The 16,573-nt window shown below is 69.8% G+C and carries 16 protein-coding genes; 7 read left to right on the plus strand and 9 right to left on the minus strand.

Going from position 1 to position 16,573, the window contains the following annotated elements:
• From HDA39_RS41130 to HDA39_RS44025, 3 genes are read right to left on the minus strand one after another with little or no spacing between them, the layout of a single operon-like run.
• Positions 1-825 (minus strand): carbohydrate ABC transporter permease, encoded by an 825-nt coding sequence (locus HDA39_RS41130; protein WP_184805043.1) that lies wholly within the window; start codon positions 823-825, stop codon positions 1-3.
• 10 nt (positions 826-835) lie between these two features.
• Positions 836-1,747 (minus strand): carbohydrate ABC transporter permease, encoded by a 912-nt coding sequence (locus tag HDA39_RS41135; RefSeq protein ID WP_184805046.1) that lies wholly within the window; start codon positions 1,745-1,747, stop codon positions 836-838.
• Entirely contained in the window at positions 1,740-3,059 is a 1,320-nt protein-coding gene (locus tag HDA39_RS44025) for an alpha-galactosidase (protein ID WP_202893285.1), read from the minus strand. The genes HDA39_RS41135 and HDA39_RS44025 overlap by 8 nt, the downstream gene beginning before the upstream one ends.
• 76 nt (positions 3,060-3,135) lie before the next feature.
• Here HDA39_RS44025 and HDA39_RS41145 point away from each other — a divergent pair, with 76 nt between their 5' ends.
• Positions 3,136-4,047 (plus strand): helix-turn-helix domain-containing protein, encoded by a 912-nt coding sequence (locus HDA39_RS41145; RefSeq protein WP_184805052.1) that lies wholly within the window; start codon positions 3,136-3,138, stop codon positions 4,045-4,047.
• On the opposite strand, the gene HDA39_RS41150 is transcribed toward HDA39_RS41145, so the two are convergent.
• Entirely contained in the window at positions 4,025-6,220 is a 2,196-nt protein-coding gene (locus HDA39_RS41150; RefSeq protein WP_184805055.1) for a discoidin domain-containing protein, read from the minus strand. The two genes, HDA39_RS41145 and HDA39_RS41150, sit on opposite strands and share 23 nt — an antisense overlap.
• A 111-nt stretch (positions 6,221-6,331) precedes the next feature.
• Between HDA39_RS41150 and HDA39_RS41155 the strand changes: the two genes are divergently transcribed.
• Positions 6,332-7,003: an HAD family hydrolase gene (locus HDA39_RS41155; RefSeq protein WP_184805058.1), complete on the plus strand. Its 672-nt coding sequence runs from the start codon at positions 6,332-6,334 to the stop codon at positions 7,001-7,003.
• An 11-nt stretch (positions 7,004-7,014) separates the two neighbouring features.
• Here the strand turns inward: HDA39_RS41155 and HDA39_RS41160 are convergent, their stop codons facing one another.
• Positions 7,015-8,775, minus strand: coding sequence for a cytochrome c biogenesis protein CcdA (locus HDA39_RS41160; protein ID WP_184805061.1), 1,761 nt, complete (start codon positions 8,773-8,775; stop codon positions 7,015-7,017).
• Positions 8,776-8,997: 222 nt separating this feature from the next.
• On the opposite strand from HDA39_RS41160, the gene HDA39_RS41165 reads away from it, so the two are divergent.
• The 4 genes from HDA39_RS41165 to HDA39_RS41180 all read left to right on the plus strand — a co-directional run bounded on the left by HDA39_RS41165 (position 8,998) and on the right by HDA39_RS41180 (position 11,930).
• Positions 8,998-9,669, plus strand: a complete 672-nt coding sequence (locus HDA39_RS41165) for a fasciclin domain-containing protein (protein WP_184805064.1) — start codon at positions 8,998-9,000, stop codon at positions 9,667-9,669.
• Positions 9,670-9,805: 136 nt separating this feature from the next.
• On the plus strand, positions 9,806-10,534 hold the full coding sequence (locus HDA39_RS41170; protein ID WP_184805066.1) for an anti-sigma factor: 729 nt from the start codon (positions 9,806-9,808) through the stop codon (positions 10,532-10,534).
• 71 nt (positions 10,535-10,605) lie between these two features.
• Positions 10,606-11,217 carry an ECF RNA polymerase sigma factor SigK gene (gene sigK, locus HDA39_RS41175; RefSeq protein WP_184805069.1) on the plus strand — a complete coding sequence of 204 codons (612 nt, stop codon included), beginning with the start codon at positions 10,606-10,608 and terminating at the stop codon, positions 11,215-11,217.
• Positions 11,214-11,930, plus strand: coding sequence for an anti-sigma factor (locus tag HDA39_RS41180; protein ID WP_184805072.1), 717 nt, complete (start codon positions 11,214-11,216; stop codon positions 11,928-11,930). The genes sigK and HDA39_RS41180 overlap by 4 nt, the downstream gene beginning before the upstream one ends.
• 89 nt (positions 11,931-12,019) lie before the next feature.
• On the opposite strand, the gene HDA39_RS41185 is transcribed toward HDA39_RS41180, so the two are convergent.
• Entirely contained in the window at positions 12,020-12,937 is a 918-nt protein-coding gene (locus HDA39_RS41185; protein ID WP_184805075.1) for a LysR family transcriptional regulator, read from the minus strand.
• Between the two features lie 90 nt (positions 12,938-13,027).
• Here HDA39_RS41185 and HDA39_RS41190 point away from each other — a divergent pair, with 90 nt between their 5' ends.
• On the plus strand, positions 13,028-13,543 hold the full coding sequence (locus tag HDA39_RS41190; protein ID WP_184805078.1) for a sugar O-acetyltransferase: 516 nt from the start codon (positions 13,028-13,030) through the stop codon (positions 13,541-13,543).
• A gap of 54 nt (positions 13,544-13,597) precedes the next feature.
• On the opposite strand, the gene HDA39_RS41195 is transcribed toward HDA39_RS41190, so the two are convergent.
• The 3 genes from HDA39_RS41195 to HDA39_RS41205 all read right to left on the minus strand — a co-directional run bounded on the left by HDA39_RS41195 (position 13,598) and on the right by HDA39_RS41205 (position 16,573).
• Positions 13,598-14,380 carry a BTAD domain-containing putative transcriptional regulator gene (locus tag HDA39_RS41195; RefSeq protein WP_184805081.1) on the minus strand — a complete coding sequence of 261 codons (783 nt, stop codon included), beginning with the start codon at positions 14,378-14,380 and terminating at the stop codon, positions 13,598-13,600.
• Positions 14,381-14,520: 140 nt separating this feature from the next.
• Positions 14,521-15,351: a phosphoenolpyruvate hydrolase family protein gene (locus HDA39_RS41200; RefSeq protein WP_184805084.1), complete on the minus strand. Its 831-nt coding sequence runs from the start codon at positions 15,349-15,351 to the stop codon at positions 14,521-14,523.
• Position 15,352: 1 nt separating this feature from the next.
• Positions 15,353-16,573 (minus strand): Tm-1-like ATP-binding domain-containing protein, encoded by a 1,221-nt coding sequence (locus tag HDA39_RS41205; RefSeq protein WP_184805087.1) that lies wholly within the window; start codon positions 16,571-16,573, stop codon positions 15,353-15,355.

Raw genomic sequence — 16,573 nt, forward strand, 5'->3', positions numbered from 1 at the left:
CTACTTGAGCCCGGTGACGGCGACCGAGCGGACGATGAAGCGCTGGAAGAACACGAACAGCACGAGCAGCGGCACGAGGGCGATCAGGCTGCCGGCCATCACGGCGTTGTAGTCGACCCCGACCTCGCCCTTGAACAGCGCGATCCCGAGCGGGAGCAGGCGTTTGTCCTCGCTGCTGGTGATGATCAGCGGCCACAGGAAGCTGTTCCAGTTCGCGACCACGGCGAGCGTGGTGACGGTGACCAGGATCGGCCGGGACAGCGGCAGCACGATCGACAGCAGGGTCCGGACCCGGCCGGCCCCGTCGATCCGGGCCGCGTCCTCCAGGTCGGCGGGGATGCTGCGGAAGAACTGCCGGAGCAGGAAGATCGCGTACGGCGTACCGAGCATCGTGGGCAGCATCAGCCCGGCCCAGGTGTCCACCAGGCCGAGCTTCTGCATCATCAGGTAGAGCGGGATCATCGTGACGACCGGTGGCACCATCAGTGTCGACAAATACACCCAGAACAGGGCGTCCCGGCCGGGGAACGACAACCGGGCGAAGGCGTAGGCGGCCAGGACCGCGAAGACCACCTGCCCGGCGGTGATCCCGGCCGTGACCAGAGTCGAGCTGATCAGGTAGCCGCCGAAGCCGGACGCGAACAGCCGGTCGAACGCGGCGGTGCTGGGCGGCAGGCCCGGCTCCCACGGCATCGTCTCGGACAGTTGCCCTGGGCCCTTGAACGCGGTCAGCACGGTCAGCAGGTACGGGAAGACCGCGAGCAGGCAGCCGATCAGCAGGACGCCGTAGCAGAGCAGGCTGACGGACAGGCGAGGTCTGGACATGGTCACCTCCTCAGGACTGGTCGTACGTCGTACGACGCTCGAAGTAGGCGAACTGGGCCACGGTCACCGCGAGGATCACCGCGAAGAGCAGGACCGAGATCGTGGCCGCGTAGCCGAAGTCGAACTTGCGGAACGCCTCGTCGTAGATCAGGTAGGTGGCGACCTCGGTGCTGTCGCCGGGGCCGCCCTCGGTCATCACGAAGATCGTGTCGAAGGCCTGGAACGAACCGATCACGTTGGTGATCAGCACGAACAGCAGCGTCGGGCGCAGCAGCGGCAGGGTGATGCCGAAGAAGTGCGCGACCGGCGAGGCGCCGTCGAGCGAGGAGGCCTCGCGCAACGACGCGGGGATGTTCTGCAGCCCGGCCAGGAAGAACAGCATGTTGTAGCCGGCGAACTGCCAGATGTGCACCGCGGCCACGCTCGGCATCGCCAGCAGCTCCGACGACAGCCAGGCCGGGCCGTTGACGCCGAAGATCCCGAGGAACTGGTTCAGCGCGCCCTGCCCGGGGTCGAAGATCCACGCCCAGACCAGGCCCATCGCGACCGGCGTCGCCATCCACGGGATCACCAGCAGCGCCCGGAAGTACTTCATCCCGCGCAGCTTGCGGTCGACCAGCAGCGCGAGCAGCAGCGACAGGATCGTCGTACCGGGCACACAGATCAGGACGTAGTACCCGGTGACCAGGAACGAGTGCCAGACCTCGCCGTCGCCGAGCAGTTCGCGGTAGTTCGCCAGCCCGACGAACTCCGGCGTCGCGAGCAACTTCCAGTCGAACAGGCTGAGCACGATCACGATGACGACCGGCGCGAGCAGGAAGCCGAGGACGCCGACCAGGCTCGGGGCGAGCAGGGCGTAGCCGGCCAGGGTCTGCTGCCGTCGTTGCGTACGGCGTACTGGGCGAGTGGCCGGCTTAAGCATCGAAGGCTCTCAGTGGATGCGGCCGGGACGACGTCGGCGTCAGCAGTTCGCGGGTCCGGTCGAGGCCCCATCGGTCCAGCGCGCCGATCGGGTCGCTGGACATCCGCAGGCCGGGAGAGTTCTCGACGTGGTTCGCCCACGCCTCGCGGTCCTGGATGTCGGGCTGGACGATCAGGCAGTCCGGGTCGTTCGCCCACCAGCGGCCGTGCAGGAACTCGCGCGCCACCGAGGTCGACCGGGCACCACGCTGACCGGGCTGGCTGATGTCGCCGGACGGCGGATCGACCAGCGGGTCGGTGTCGGGGGAGACCCGCATGCAGTCGACCAGGCCGAGGCTCGGCAGGATCGGGGCGCCGCAGCCGTGCAGGATGCGGTTCGGTCCGACCACCTCGCGGATCAGCCGTAGCCCGTGCCGGTACGCCGTGATGCCGTCGACCTGTTCGTGCCGCCGGCCCTCGATCGCGCCCGCGTAGCAGAAGTCGAGCTTGAAGTGGTCGTAGCCCTGGCGGCACAACTCGGTGAACACGTCCTGGAGATGCCTTGCCGCGGCAGGGTTCGTGACGTCCAGGACCAGTTGCTCCTGGCCCCAGTTCGTGCCCGCGGAGATGCCGGGGACGAGCCACTCGGGGTGTTGGCGCGCGGTCTCGCTGCGGCTGCCGACCAGGAACGGTGCCACCCAGATCCCGGCCCGCCGCCCGCTCGCGCGGATGTCGGAGGCGAGCCGGACGGTCGAGCCGAAGTCGTCGCGTGGCGTCAGCCAGTCGCCGATCTCGGCCTGGTAGCCCTCGTCGAGCAGGACCAGGTCGACGCTCAGCCCGTGCTCGTCGAACTGGCGGACCTCGTTCATCACGTCCCGCTCGGTGACCTTGCCCCAGTACGCGTACCAGCTGCACCAGGACGGGCCGAACACGCGGACCGCGGGGTGGTACTGGGCAGCGAACGTGTCGGCCCAGTCGGCGAGGGCCTGGTTGCTGTTGGCCTGGGTGCTGGTGGTCAGTTCGACCTTGCCGTCGGCGGAGATCACGAGACGATCCCCGACGACCTCGCAGCGGATCGACGGGACGATGTCGGGGGACAGCGCCGCGACGACGGTGACCTCGCCGCCCGTCGAGACCGCGAGCAGGCCCTCGCCCTGGAACCGGCCCGCCTCGACGTCCGGCCGGTAGGCCATCACGTGGTGGTTGGGAGCCGTCGGCCTGGGCGGACGGGCGGTCGGGTCGTACCAGCCGCTCGGGCTCCACGACTGCCACCCGTGCTCGAAGATGCGGGTGGTGGTGTCGTGCACGAGCTCGGTGACGGTACGAAAGCCCACGGGATCCTCACTTCGTCGGGGTTGCAGGATCTTGCTGCTGGTTGGGTAATCTAGGGACCCGCACGAAGGGTGCACCATGACAGAGCCTGCTGACTACGAGCACGATCTTGCTACTCAGGTGCTGATCGAGCTGTACAGCGAGATCCCGCCGCCGAGCAAACTCGTCACCGGCCACTTCCACAGCGGCGGCGACTACCGGGTGGTCCGGCCGGCCGGTGTCGGCAGCTGGTACCTGCTCTACACGGCCGGCGGCACCGGGCGGTACCGGATCGGTGCCGACTCGCTCACGCTGCGCGTCGGCGATCTCGTCCTGGTCAGCCCGGGGACCGAGCACGACTACGGCACGGTCGGCACGTACTGGGAGACCTGGTGGGCCCACTTCCAGCCGCGGCGCGACTGGCACGCCTGGTGGTCGTTGCCGCAGGCAATGCCCGGGCTGTCGTACGTGCGGCTGACCAGGCCGTCGGAGACCGATCGGCTGGTGTCCGCGTTCGCGCGGCTGCACCGGGACGCGCAGCGCGCGGGTCTGTCGCCGACCGGCGACACCGAGCTGCACCTGCTCGAGCAGAACCTGGCCGTCCAGCTCACGATGAACGGCATCGAGGAGGTGCTGCTCGTTGCCGCGAGCAGCTTGCGCCGGGAGACCCGTTCGCTCGATCCGCGGGTGCAGTTGGTGCTCGACGCGGTGACGTCCGACCCGGCCCGGGCGCACACGCTGAACTCACTGGCCGGGCTGGCGCAGGTCTCGGTGTCCCGGCTCGCCCACCTGTTCAAGGAGCAGGTGGGCGACTCGATCATGAGCGTCGTGGTCGGGCTGCGGTTGCAGCGTGCGTCGGAGCTGCTCGGCGCGACCGACATGTCCGTCGGACAGGTCGCGCGCGCCGTCGGCTTCGAGTCCCCGCACTACTTCAGTCGCCAGTTCGGCCGCCGGTTCGGGGCGTCGCCGAGCGACTACCGGCGTTCGGTCAGGAACCCAGGGCAATGTTGAGTTCGGTGGCGGCGGCGTAGTCGGCGCCACCGGTCAGGCCGAGCAGCTTGACGTAGCGGGCCGTCGTACCGGCCGGGAAACGTGCGATCTTGGCGTCCACCGTGCCGTCCCAGGTGCCGGTGGCCACCGACCGGAAGTTGTTGCCGTCAGCACTCACCTGCACGTCGTACGAGGAGATCCGGCCGTTCGGTACGTCGGCGTCCTGTCTCGGGGTGTAGACCAGCGCCTCGATCGACCGGGTGCTGCCGAGGTCGAGCGTGATCGACTGCGGGAGCGGCGCGGGCGGGCTCCAGTTGGAGTGCCACATCGTCGAGCACTTGCCGTCGATGGCGAACGGCGCGGCGTACGCGGCGGACCCCTGGCTGGTCGCGGTGGCCGTCATCTCCTGCTGGGGAACGAGTTTCAGCGGGCCGAACGGGCCGTCGACGGGCTGGGGTGTGCCGGGGATGGCGGTGACGCGGCCGAGCGCCGGGGCTTTGATCGACGGGTGGGTGCGGAGGTGGTTGAGGAAGACCTGCTGGCCCATCCTCGGCGCACGGACCAGGTGCTTGGGCTGCTCGAAGCCGGGGTAGCCGTACTGCGCGCCGTGCAGCGGCAGCACCGCGGTCGTCGCGACGCGGTAGGTGCGGCGGAGGTCGAGCCTGCGGCCGTCGACGAAGACCTGCCGCGGGTCGACGCGGCTGCCGGGCGGTGCGCCGAGATCGTAGGTGTAGCGGACGTTCTTGGAGATCGCGAGCGAGGACAGCCGCTGGCAGCCGTACGCCGGCGGGATCCACTGCTGCTCGAGGACCGCGTCGACCTGCTGGCCGGTCAGGGATTGCGTCGTGATCGGGGAGATGCCGGCGACCGGCCACGCTTCGCCGTACAGGATGCGGCCGGGCCGGTCGGTGGGCTGGTTGCCGGGGGCGTACTTCAGACCGGCCGCGATCACGTCGACGCCGAGGTCGGCGGGGACGAGCGCGAGGTCGGCGTCGCCGTGGCGGTGTGAGGCGGCTTCGTCGTGGTACAGGTCGGCGACCAGGTTGCCGGTGCGGCTCTCGGCGGTCGTGGAGAAGTCGAGGTCGCGGTCGAGCTTGGCGAGCGGCTCGTTCTGGCGGGCGGCCCAACGGTCGGTCCAGTACTTGACGATCTTCTGGACCGCAGGATCGGGGGTGAGATCCTTCGTGACCGCGTGGTTCGTCGCGGTGGTCGCGGAGCGGATCACGTCGCCGGTCCTCGGGTCGAGGGACAGGTTGACCTCGCCGAGCACGCGGCCGTGGTTGGAGGCCTCCAGGACCGGGCGCGGGACGCCGTTCGGGTCGGGGATCATGCAGTTGAACGCGGTGTGCCAGTGGCCGCCGAAGATCACGTCGATGTCGGGCGACATCGCGCGGGCGGCGTCGAAGATCGGGCCGGTGGGGTTCAGGCAGTCGTTGAACTGGCCGCCCTGCTGACCGCCTTCGTGCATGCTCACCGCGATCGCCTCGACGCCCTTGGCCTTGAGCTCGGCGGCGGCCTGGTTCGCCGTACCGACCAGCGCCCGGAAATCGAAGCCGGAGCCCTCGATCGAGAGCGTCTCGGTCGGCGTACCGGGGAAGGCGAGGCCGATCACGCCGAGCTTGACCGTGCCACCGCCCGGCTTCGGTACCGAGGTGATCCAGTACGGCGGCAGCGCCGGCCGCTTCGTCCGCCGGTCGATCACGTTCGCCGCGTGGTACGCGTAGTCGGTGCCACGGAAGGCGCGGCCGGTGGAGTCCTTGAAACAGCTGTCGAAGCCGGGCTTGCCGTAGCACTTGCCGGAGACCATCCGCTGCAGGAACGGGAACTCCCGGTCGAACTCGTGGTTGCCGGCCACGTCGAAGTCCATCCCGAACGCGTTCAGCACCTCGATCGTCGGCTCGTTCGCGAACGCCTGCGTGTAGTCGGGCCAGCCGCTGAACTGATCGCCCGAGCCGATCAGGAACGAGTTCGTCCGGCCCTCCCGCAACCGGTCGAGATGAGCCTTCAAGTACCCGGCCCCGCCCACCTGCAGCCCATTGATGGTCAGGTTCTCGGTCTCAGACAGATACCCGTGCAAGTCCGTAAGGCTTAGCAGGTGCACCGGGATCCCCGCCTGGGCCTGCGCCGGTGCCGACACCGCACCTCCCACCAGCGCCGCCACCACGGCCAACGCCGCCCGCACCTTGAACCTCATCCGCTGCTCCCGTCCTCGAACCGGACTGCAACGTAGCCAGCACCGATGAACACAAACCATCCCCGGAGTTGCTGACTCCCTGCACAATCCGGCTACGGATAGGTTGGACCCATGCGCCGTGCTCTGCTCGTGGACCTGTTCAGCACCCTGATCCCCGGCGGCCACGCCGAACGAGACCTGGTGCACCGCGAGATGGCGCAGGTCCTCGGCGTCGAGCCCGCTGCGTTCGAGGCCGCTTTCCGCGCCACGGCGTACGAGCGTTTCACCGGCGCGTACGGCGACCTGCCCAGCACCCTGCGGGAGATCACCCGCCGCAGCGGAGGCCGGCCGACCGACGACCAGCTCCACCAGGCGGCCGCCTTGCGCCGCGCCCTGGCGCGCCAACTCATCGCGGGCGCTCCGGCCTCGACGCTGAGTGCCCTCGCGAAGCTACGGGACCTCGGATGGCGGATCGCGCTGGTCAGCAACATCACCTCGGAGACCCAGCTGCAGTGGGCGGACAGCGCCCTGGCGCCGTACTTCGCGTTCACGGCGTTCTCCGCCGAGCTGGGCTCGGCCAAGCCGGAGGCCGCGATCTACCTGGCGGCCTGCGAAGGGCTCGGGGTTGCTCCGGGCGAGTGCGTCTACGTCGCCGACGGTGCGGACAACGAACTGGCCGGTGCGGTCGAGCTCGGCATGCACGCCGTTCGGACGACGGAGCACGCGGACAGCGACCCGGCCTGGGCAGGGCCGGCGATCAGTTCGTTCGCCGAGGTGCCTGCGCTGGTCGGGTCGCCCGCCTAGGGCGTGCCGGCTCAGCCGAAGCTGAAGGTGAAGGCGGAGACGCCGGAGCTGTAGGTCAGCGTCATGGTCTTGCGTTCCTGGGTGGGCTTGTCGACCAGCTGGTAGGCGTTCGGCGTACCGGAGACCTGGACGGTCCGGTCGGGTTCGCCGGGGATCGAGACCGTGACGGTGCCCTTGCCGGACAGGACGTGGTAGACCTTCGCGGCGTTGAAGTTGAGCCGGGCCTGGGACCCCTTCGACGAGGTGACGTCCTGGGGACCGACGAGCCAGTTGCCGCCGAGGCTGTAGGTGTCGTCGGGCTGGGCCGGGTTCAGGCCGAAGGCGGTGGGCGTCTTGCGCGGGACGAGCTTGCCGGTGCCGTTCAGGTTGGTCGAGCGGGAGTAGGCCAGGTAGGTCTCGGGCGTGGTCCCCGCGGCACCGACGCTGTCGGCCTCGACCGTGCCGTCGACCGGATCGGGCAGCTTCACACCGGGGTTCGCGGCGGTCAGCAGTTCGCGGATCTGGTTCTCGGTCTGGCCGTACGAGCCCTCGCCGAACTTGATCGACCGAACGGTGCCCTCGGCATCGACCAGGTACTTCGCCGGCCAGTACTGGTTGCGGTACGCCGTCCAGGTGGCCAGGTTGTTGTCCTGACCGACCGGGTAGCCGATCTTCTCCTTGGTGATCGCCGACTGCACGTTGCCCGCCGACTTCTCGAACGCGAACTCCGGCGAGTGGATGCCGACGATCTGCAGCCCGAGGGACTTGTACGCCTTGTCCCACGCGAGCAGGTGCGGCGTCGCGCGCTGGCAGTTGATGCAGGAGTACGCCCAGAAGTCGACCAGGACGACCTTGCCCTTCAGCCCTGCCAGCGTGACCGGCGGACCGTTGAACCACTTCTGCGTGCCGGTGAACTCAGGCGCCTTGCCGCAGGACGCGAGCTCGGCGGCACCCGGCGTGCACTTGGCCAGTTCCTCACCGCCGGGACCGAGAGCGGGGGCCAGCGCACCTTGCACGGTCTTGTTCTCGGCGACCTTCTTCTCCAGGCCGCTGGTGTAGCTGGGCAGCGAGCGCTGGATGACGTCGGTGACGTTGAACGCCAGCGCGACGGCGAGCAGGATCATCACGACGCCACCGCCGATGCGGAAGCCCCGGGCGTGGTCGCGGTAGGCCTTCACCCGCTGGGAGATCCGCGATCCGGCCGAGGCGAAGATCAGCAGCGGCAGCGCCGCGCCCATCGCGAACGACACGGTCAGGACGACGGTGCGCCAGCCGACGTTGCCGGTGGCACCGGCCACGGTGATTGCCGCCAGCACCGGTCCGGCGCACGGCACGTACAGGGTGCCGAGCCCGAGGCCGAGCACGAAGGCGCCGTTGTTGTTGCGGTTGATCTTCGGCAGCCGGTAGAACGGCTTCTCGATCCAGTGCCCGAGGGCCGGGAAGATCAGGCCGAGGCCGACCAGGGTGAGGATGGTCAGGCCGCCCCAGCGCAGGAAGTCGTCGGGCAGGCCGAGCGCCGACAGGATGACCGAGCCGGCCAGTGTGAACAGCGAGAAGCTGACGACGATCCCGGCGATGATCTTCAGCGGCCGGAAGTCGCGCGGCGGTTTGCCGACCTCGAGCTCCTCGACCAGGACGTCACCGTCGGCCGGCGTACCGGTCTTGGCCTGGGCCTTGGCCGGGGTCTTGGTGCTGGTTCCGGCGAAGAAGATGATCGGGAGCATCGGCAGGACGCACGGAGAGACTCCGGTGATCAGCCCACCCAGCAGTCCGATCAAGGCAAGCGTCAACATAGGGGTTTCTCCAACTCAGAGGGTCTCGGCAGGGTCACCTGTTCTTCGCTGCCGCCGCGCTCCCTGGATGGGCGAGCCGCCGATTACGGCGCTCTTACCGGCCCTTCGAAGAAAGTTCTGCCCCGCACCCATCCGGCCTGACGCGGGCGCCGAAGTACCGGTGTCTGCTGCAGGTCGCAGAAGGCGGCTCTGGCTCCCCATTCAGTGAAAGAGAGTTCCACCATGTCGAACACCCTGAAGCGCGTCACCATCTCGGCCGCCGCCGTTTCGTTGCTCTTCGCAACGGCTGCCTGTGGTGGCGGCGACGACAACGCCGACAGCGGTAGCGGCAGCAGCCCGTCGGCCAGCACCTCGTCGCCGGCCGACAGCCCGAGCGCCTCCCCGTCGGCCGACAACATGTCCGGTCTGGTCGGTCCGGGCTGTGCGGACTACGCCAAGGCCAACGCCACCGGCGCGGGCTCGATCGACGGCATGGCCGCCGCTCCGGTCGCCAGCGCTGCCGCGGGCAACCCGCTGCTGAAGACCCTGGTCGCCTCGGTGTCGGGCAAGCTGAACCCGAAGGTCAACCTGGTCTCGACGCTGAACAGCGACCAGTTCACCGTGTTCGCCCCGGTCGACTCCGCGTTCGCGAAGATCCCGGCCGCGACGATCAACACGCTGAAGACCGACAGCGCGCTGCTGACCAAGATCCTGACCTACCACGTCGTCCCGGGCCAGCTCGACGCGACCGCGGTGGTCGGCAAGCACGCCACGGTCGAGAAGCAGGAGCTGACCGTCACCGGCTCCGGCCAGAACCTGAAGGTCAACAACGCCAACGTCGTCTGCGGCGGCGTGAAGACGGCCAACGCGACCGTCTACCTGATCGACACCGTCCTGATGCCGCCGGCGGCCTGACCAACCCTTCTCGACCAGTACTGACGGGGCCGCCCTAGCCATCCCACCCCGGTGGCGCAGTCCCGGCACCACCGGTGGTGCCTCCCTTCGCCAGGGAGGCACCACCGCTTCACCCTCGTCAGGATGGTCGACCCAGATGACAACCACAGCAGAGCTCCACACCCTGACCGGCCCGTACGTGCTCGACGCCATCACCGACGACGAGCGGGACGGCTTCGAGCGGCACTTGGCCCTGTGCACGGCGTGCACGGCCGAGATCGACAGCCTCCGCGAAGCGATCGCCAGGCTCAGCCTCGAGATCGCCACCGAACCGCCCACGGGACTCAAGTCCCTGGTGCTGGCCCGGATCGAAGAGATCCGTCAGCAGCGTCCGGTGAGCCGCGCCGCCGACGTCCCGGACACCCGTCGGCGGATGTCCCGCCGGGTCCTCCTGACCCTGGCCGCCGCGTTCGTTGCCGTCGGCACCAGTGGTGCGATCGCGATCGACCAGTACCGCGACAACGCCGCCACCACGACCACCAGCGCCCGGGCCAACGAGATCCTGGCCGAGCCGGACGCTCGCACCCTGCACGGTGCCGTCACCGGCGGTCAGGCCACCCTCGTAGTGTCCCGCCAACGCGACGCGGCCGTTGTGCTGGTCCAAGGCCTCAGGTCACTGCCTGAAGGCATGACCTACCAGCTGTGGATGGTCGACAGCTCGCGGACCGCCCACTCGATCGGCCTGGTCGAGGACGGGGCCACCGTGGTGACCCGTGGGGTGGCGGACAAGGTCGCCTTCGGGATCACTGTCGAACCGGAGGGTGGATCGGCCACTCCGACCCTCCCGGCCACGGGCGGCCTGCGGCCCGTCGTACAGCTGGACTGAGTCTGAGGGCCGCCACGGCCCGTGATAGACATGGTTACCGCTCAGCCCATGAGTCGAGCAGAGGACCGAAAGTGACCGACCGTACGGCAACGCCTTGGTCCGTCGTCGGCAACGGCCGATCGCCGGCCGCCAGTGAAGGCGATCTGATAGTGCTGGTCGCCCGCGGTGACGCCGACGCCTACTCCGACCTGTACGACCTGGTCAGCCCGCGGGTCTACGGCCTCGTACGGCGGGTGCTGCGCAATCCGGCCCAGTCCGAAGAGGTCACCCAGGAAGTCATGCTCGAGGTCTGGCGGCTGGCCGCCCGGTACGACGCCTCGAAGGGCTCGGCGATGTCCTGGATCCTGACCATGGCGCACCGCCGCGCGATCGACCGGGTCCGGGCCGAGCAGTCGTCCGTCGACCGCGACCACGTCGTCGGCAGCCAGTCGGTCGACACCGACTACGACCAGGTCACCGACAGTGTGATCGGCCGGCTCGAGGCCGAGCGGGTCCGCGGCTGCCTGGGGTCGCTGACCGAGCTGCAGCGGGAGTCGATCACGCTGGCCTACTACGGCGGGCACAGCTACGCCGAGGTGGCCGTGCTGCTCGACGCCAAGCTCCCGACCATCAAAGCCCGCATGCGCGACGGACTGATCCGGCTGCGCGACTGCCTCGGTACTGGGGAAGTGACCACCAGATGACGTCGCCGGACCTCCACGCCCTGACCGGCGCCTACGCGCTGGACGCCTTGTCCGCGGACGAGCAGGCCGCGTTCGAGGAGCACCTGGTGGGCTGTACGGAGTGCGCGGTCGAGGTCGACGAGCTGCGTGAGGCCGCCGGCAAGCTGTCGGCGAACGTGGCGATGGCGCCGCCGGCGAGGCTCAAGGCCGACGTGATGGCGGCGATCGGTCAGGTCGAGCAGTTGCCACCGCTGGACTCGAACGTTGTCGCCCTGCGGAGCCGGCGGTTCAGCCGTCGTACGGTGCTGACCTTGGCCGCGGCGGCCGTCGCTGTCGCGGTCAGCGGTGGGATCGCGATCGACCAGTACCGCGACAACGCCGCCACTCAGCAGGCCAGCGACCAGTTCGCGGCGCTGCTCGCCGCGCCGGATGCCCGGACGGTTCGTGGCGCGGTCAACGGCGGTGGGCAGGCGACGGTGGTCGCGTCCAACCGCCAGGACGCGGCGGTCGTCGTACTGCATGACCTTCGGGCGCTTCCGTCGAGTCAGACCTACCAGCTGTGGCTCATCGACAGCGCGCAGGTCGCGCACTCGGTCGGTCTCACCGGGACCGACCAGACGAAGTACATCAGCGGCGGCGTCACGGGCAAGGTCGCCTTCGGCCTGACCGTCGAACCCAGCGGCGGCTCCCCGAAGCCGACGATGCCCGCCGCGGTCGTCATCGCGATGGCCTGAGCGCCCCGAGCTCGGGCGAGACGATCGTCGGGGGTCTGCAGCGGACGTCGGACAGCCGCGCGGCACCTCGACATTTCGGGTCTTTTGGTTCACGGAGGGACCCATGACTGCTGACCGGCCGTGGTCGCGCGCGCCGCACGGAGGTGGCCGAGGAAGACGGCCAGGCCCGGATGCCGGTTGCCGGCTCGCCAGATGATCGAGTGCGGGTAGACGGGGGTCGGCGCGACGATCGGGATCCGGCGCAGGTCGTACGCCGCGGGCCAGAGGTATCGCGTGCCCTCGCCGACGAGCGTGGCGCGGTCGGCGGAGGCGGCGAGCTCGTCCAGTTGCACCTCGATGCCGAAGCTCGGTCCCGTGGTGTCGATCGTGAGGGCGAAGGCGTCCGCGAGGGCGGCGTAGTACGAACCCCACTCCGTGTCCGCAGGCAGACCGGGCATCCAGATCGGGTACGGCGCGAGGTCCGCGAGCGTGAGCTGGGCAGCCGAGGCGAGCGGGTGCCGCGGACCGACCAGCAGCTGGTGTCGGTCGTCGACGACGCGCTCCGCCCGGACCGGCCCGGTGAGCTCGTGCCGCGGGCAGCGGAACGTCGCGTCAATGGTGCCATCGGCAACGGCTTGGACGGCCTCGTCGATCGATGCGTCCGGCAGCTCGACGACGTCGAGCTCGATGCCGGGGTGCAGCTGGTGGAAGGCGTGCAGCGCGGCGGCCGGCGCTGTCCGGCGATTGAGTACGTCGATGCGCAGCGCCCGGCGTACCGTCCGTACGGAGGCCTCCGCCTGCTGGGCGACCCGGAGCAGCTCGCGGGCATGGGGCAGGAACGCGTGACCGTCGACGCTCAGCTGGGCGCCCCGCGGAGATCGGGTGAACAGCAGGACGCCGAGATCCCGTTCCAGCGCGGCGATGCGCTTGGACACCGCCTGCTGCGTGATGCGCAACTCGTCGGCGGCGGCCTGGAACTGCCCGGCGTCGGTCGCGGTCACGAACGTCCGGACGACCTCGAGATCCACCCGGCCACTGTAGGGGGACAACCGGACGTTGTGCCGCGGGGCCGGACGGTTGTTTGCGCGCTCGTCCGGCTGGTTGCTTGGGTGGTCCGCATGGAATCCTTTCGTGAGCGAGTCGTCCGGGCGATCGGTGTGACCGAGCGACTCAACAAGCTCCCGTACGACGACCAGCCGGCGATCCTGGCGACCTGGTCCGAGCTGACCCGGCAACCCGTCGACGAGACCTTGCACCTGATCCCGCCGGTGTACTCCGACCACGGGATCAACGTCCGGATCGGCCGCAACGTGTTCGTCAACCAGGGCTGCCGGTTCAACGACATCGGCGGGATCGAGATCGGCGACCAGGTGATGATCGGACCGGACGTCAGCCTGATCAGCTCCGGGCACCCGGTCGCGCCCGCGGAGCGCCGCTCGGGCATCACCGCCGCGCCGATCCGGATCGGGCGCAACGTGTGGATCGGCGCCTCGGCGATGATCCTCCAGGGCGTGACGGTCGGGGAGGACGCGGTGATCGGCGCCGGAGCCGTCGTCACCCGCGACGTACCGCCCGGCACACTCGCCGTCGGCTCACCGGCGAGGGTGGTGCGATCAGTCCGGCCTGATCCCTGAGCCGAACCCGAGGATTGCCCGCGGCGCGGGCGCTCTCGCCAGCTCGCCCCCGGGTCAGCCGGCGCGTTTGGTGCAGTGGTGGTTGCAGCAGGCCGCGCCGACCGTGTTGGACAGGATCGCCCAGTGCAGGGATCGCAGCTCGGGCCCGGGTTCGATGCCCAGCTCTTGGACCAGGGCGTTCCGGGTCCGCCGGTAGACGTCGAGCGCTGACGACGGGCGTCCGTCGAGGTACCAGGCGTGCATCAGCAGGCCGGCCAGGCGCTCGTCCAGCGGGTCCTGGGTGGCGACCTCGACCAGTTCGGCCAGCGCGTCGGTGAGACCACCCAGGCGGATGACGAGGTCGATGCGTTCGCACTGCACCTGACGGTGGAGCTCGCGCAGCTTGCGGCGTTGTGACTCCAGGTACCGGCCCGGCAAGCCGCCCAGCGGTTCGCCGCCGAACAGGTCGAGAGCCGCCGCGAGCCGGCCGGCGGCGTACTCGAAGTTGCTCGCGGCGCGCGCGGTCCTGGCCTCCTTGAGCAAGGCCTCCAGCTGACCGACGTCCGTCTGGTCGGTCCGCAGACAGAGCTGGTACCCGTGAGGCACCGTCCGCAGAAGGTCGGGGCAGGGGAGCAGGTTGCGGATCCGGTAGATGTAGGAGGCAACGACCTTCGCACCGGACGGCGGCTCGTCCTCGTCCCACGCCGCGGTGAGCAGTTCGTCGCTGGTGAACTCGCGATTGGCGTTCAACGCGAGGACGGCCAGCACACCTTGCTGCCGGGCCGGCCCCAGCTGCAGCAGACGGTCACCGCACCACGCTCGCGGCGGCCGCAGGAACTCGAACCTGATCTCGCACACGGCGCTCACCCCTCCGACGGAACCCGCTCCGTTTGTCGACGGTCACTGATGACACGTCGCCGCGCGGCCATCGGATCAACCGGAGCGAAGGTGTTCGGATAACGTGCAGGTGACCCAGTACGCCGCCGGGCCGTGGGAGCTCACCGCCGGAGTTGCGTGAAGGTGCTGGTGGTCGCGGTGATCGCCTGCTCGGTGGGCAGCCGTTCCATCGACGACGCGCCGTAGAAGCCGTCGATCGACGGGCAGAGCCCGAGGATCGTCCGGACGTCGTCGGGCTCGGCGATCGGCCCGCCGTGGCACAGCACGAACACGTCCGGCCGGACCGCGCGGGCAGCGGCCGTCCACTCCTCGATCAGTGGCGCGCACTCTTCGACGGTGCGTGCCGTCGTCGCGCCGATCGAGCCGCCGGTGGTGAGGCCGAGGTGCGCGACGATCACGTCGGCGCCGGCCTGTGTCATCGCGGTCGCGTCGGCCGCGGAGAACACGTACGGCGTGGTCAGCAGGTCGAGTTCGTGCGCGACGGCGATCATCGCGACCTCCTCGGCGTACCCCATCCCGGTCTCTTCCAGATTGGCCCGGAAGTTGCCGTCGATCAGGCCGACGGTCGGGAAGTTCTGGACGCCGGAGAAGCCGAAGTCGATCAAGTGCCGCAGGTAGACCTCGGGCTGGTAGAACGGGTCGGTGCCGTTCACTCCGGCCAGGACCGGCGTGTGCCGGACGACCGGCAGCACCTCGCGGCCCATGTCGAGCACGATGTCGTTGGCGTTGCCGTAGGCCAGCAGCCCGGCGAGCGAGCCACGGCCGGCCATCCGGTAGCGGCCGGAGTTGTAGATGACGATCAGGTCGATCCCGCCGGCCTCCTCGCACTTGGCCGACAGGCCGGTGCCGGCGCCGCCGCCGATGATCAGCTCGCCGGCGTCCCGCTTGGCGGTCAGCCGGGCGAGGATGGTCTCGCGGTCGATCCGCGGCATGTCAGTTCCCCTTTCGCTGCAGGTACTCGTCCAGTTGGTCCGCCATCGCCGCGGCGAAGGTGGCGTCGTTCACCGCGGCGTCGAGCTCGACCAGGTCGACCACGGAGCGGTCGACGGTAGCGCGGATGCTGTCGAACAGAGCGGTGTCGGCCACCGGGTCATGGAACACCCCGCCCTCGACCGCGATCGCCGAGACACCCCGCAACGGAAGGAACAACGCGACGGGTCCCAGCGCGGTGTTCAGCCGGGTCGCGAGCCGCCGTCCGAGCTCGGCGCACTCGTCCGGCGTCGTCCGCATCAGCGTGACGGTCGGGTTGTGCACGAACAGGTTGCGGTCGGCGAAGCGTTCGGGCACGGTGTCCCGCGGCCCGAAGTTGACCATGTCGAGAGCGCCGACCGACACCACCTGAGGGATCCCGCGACGACCGGCCGCGGTGAGCCGGTCGGGCCCTGCCGAGAAGACACCGCCGACCAGCTCGTCGGCCAGCTCGGTCGTCGTGACATCGAGTACGCCGGCCAGCTGCCCCGAGGCAGCCAGCGACTCCAGCGTCCGGCCGCCGGTCCCCGTCATGTGGAAGACCAGCACCTCGTACCCGGACTCCGACAACCGTGCCCGCGCGGTGTCCACACCCTGCGTCGTCACCCCGAACATGCTTGCCGCCAGCAACGGCTTGTCGGTGGCCAGGTCGACCGGCGCCGCGGTGACCATGCCGGCCACGGCCGCGGCGGCGTTCGCCAGGATCCGGGCCGACAGCCGGTTCACCCCGGCGACGTCGACCACACTCGGCATCAGCACCAGATCGGTTTCCCGCACGTACGCCGAGGTGTCGCCCGCCGCCGCGGTCGACACGATCACCTTCGGCACACCCAGCGGCAGCTCCCGGAACGCCTGCGCGGCGATCGACGTACCGCCGGTCCCGCCGAGCGCCAGCGCGGCGTCGCACCGGCCTTCGTCCCGCAACCGCGCGACCACCGCCGCCGCACCGGCCGCCATCGCGGTCACCGCAAGGCCCCGGTCCTCGGCCGCCCGCAGACCGTCCAGGTCGGCTCCGCCCGCGGCCGCCACCTCCGCGCGGCTCACGTCGGCGGGCAACTCCGGCTCACCGAGGACGCCGGCGTCGACGACGAGCACCGTCAGCCCGGCCGCGACCAGCCGGTCCCGGACGAACCCGTACTCCGCGCCCTTCGTGTCGAGCGTGCCGAGCAGAACGACGACGGGCAT

This window comes from Kribbella italica, from assembly GCF_014205135.1.
GTDB classification, from domain to species: Bacteria; Actinomycetota; Actinomycetes; order Propionibacteriales; family Kribbellaceae; genus Kribbella; species Kribbella italica.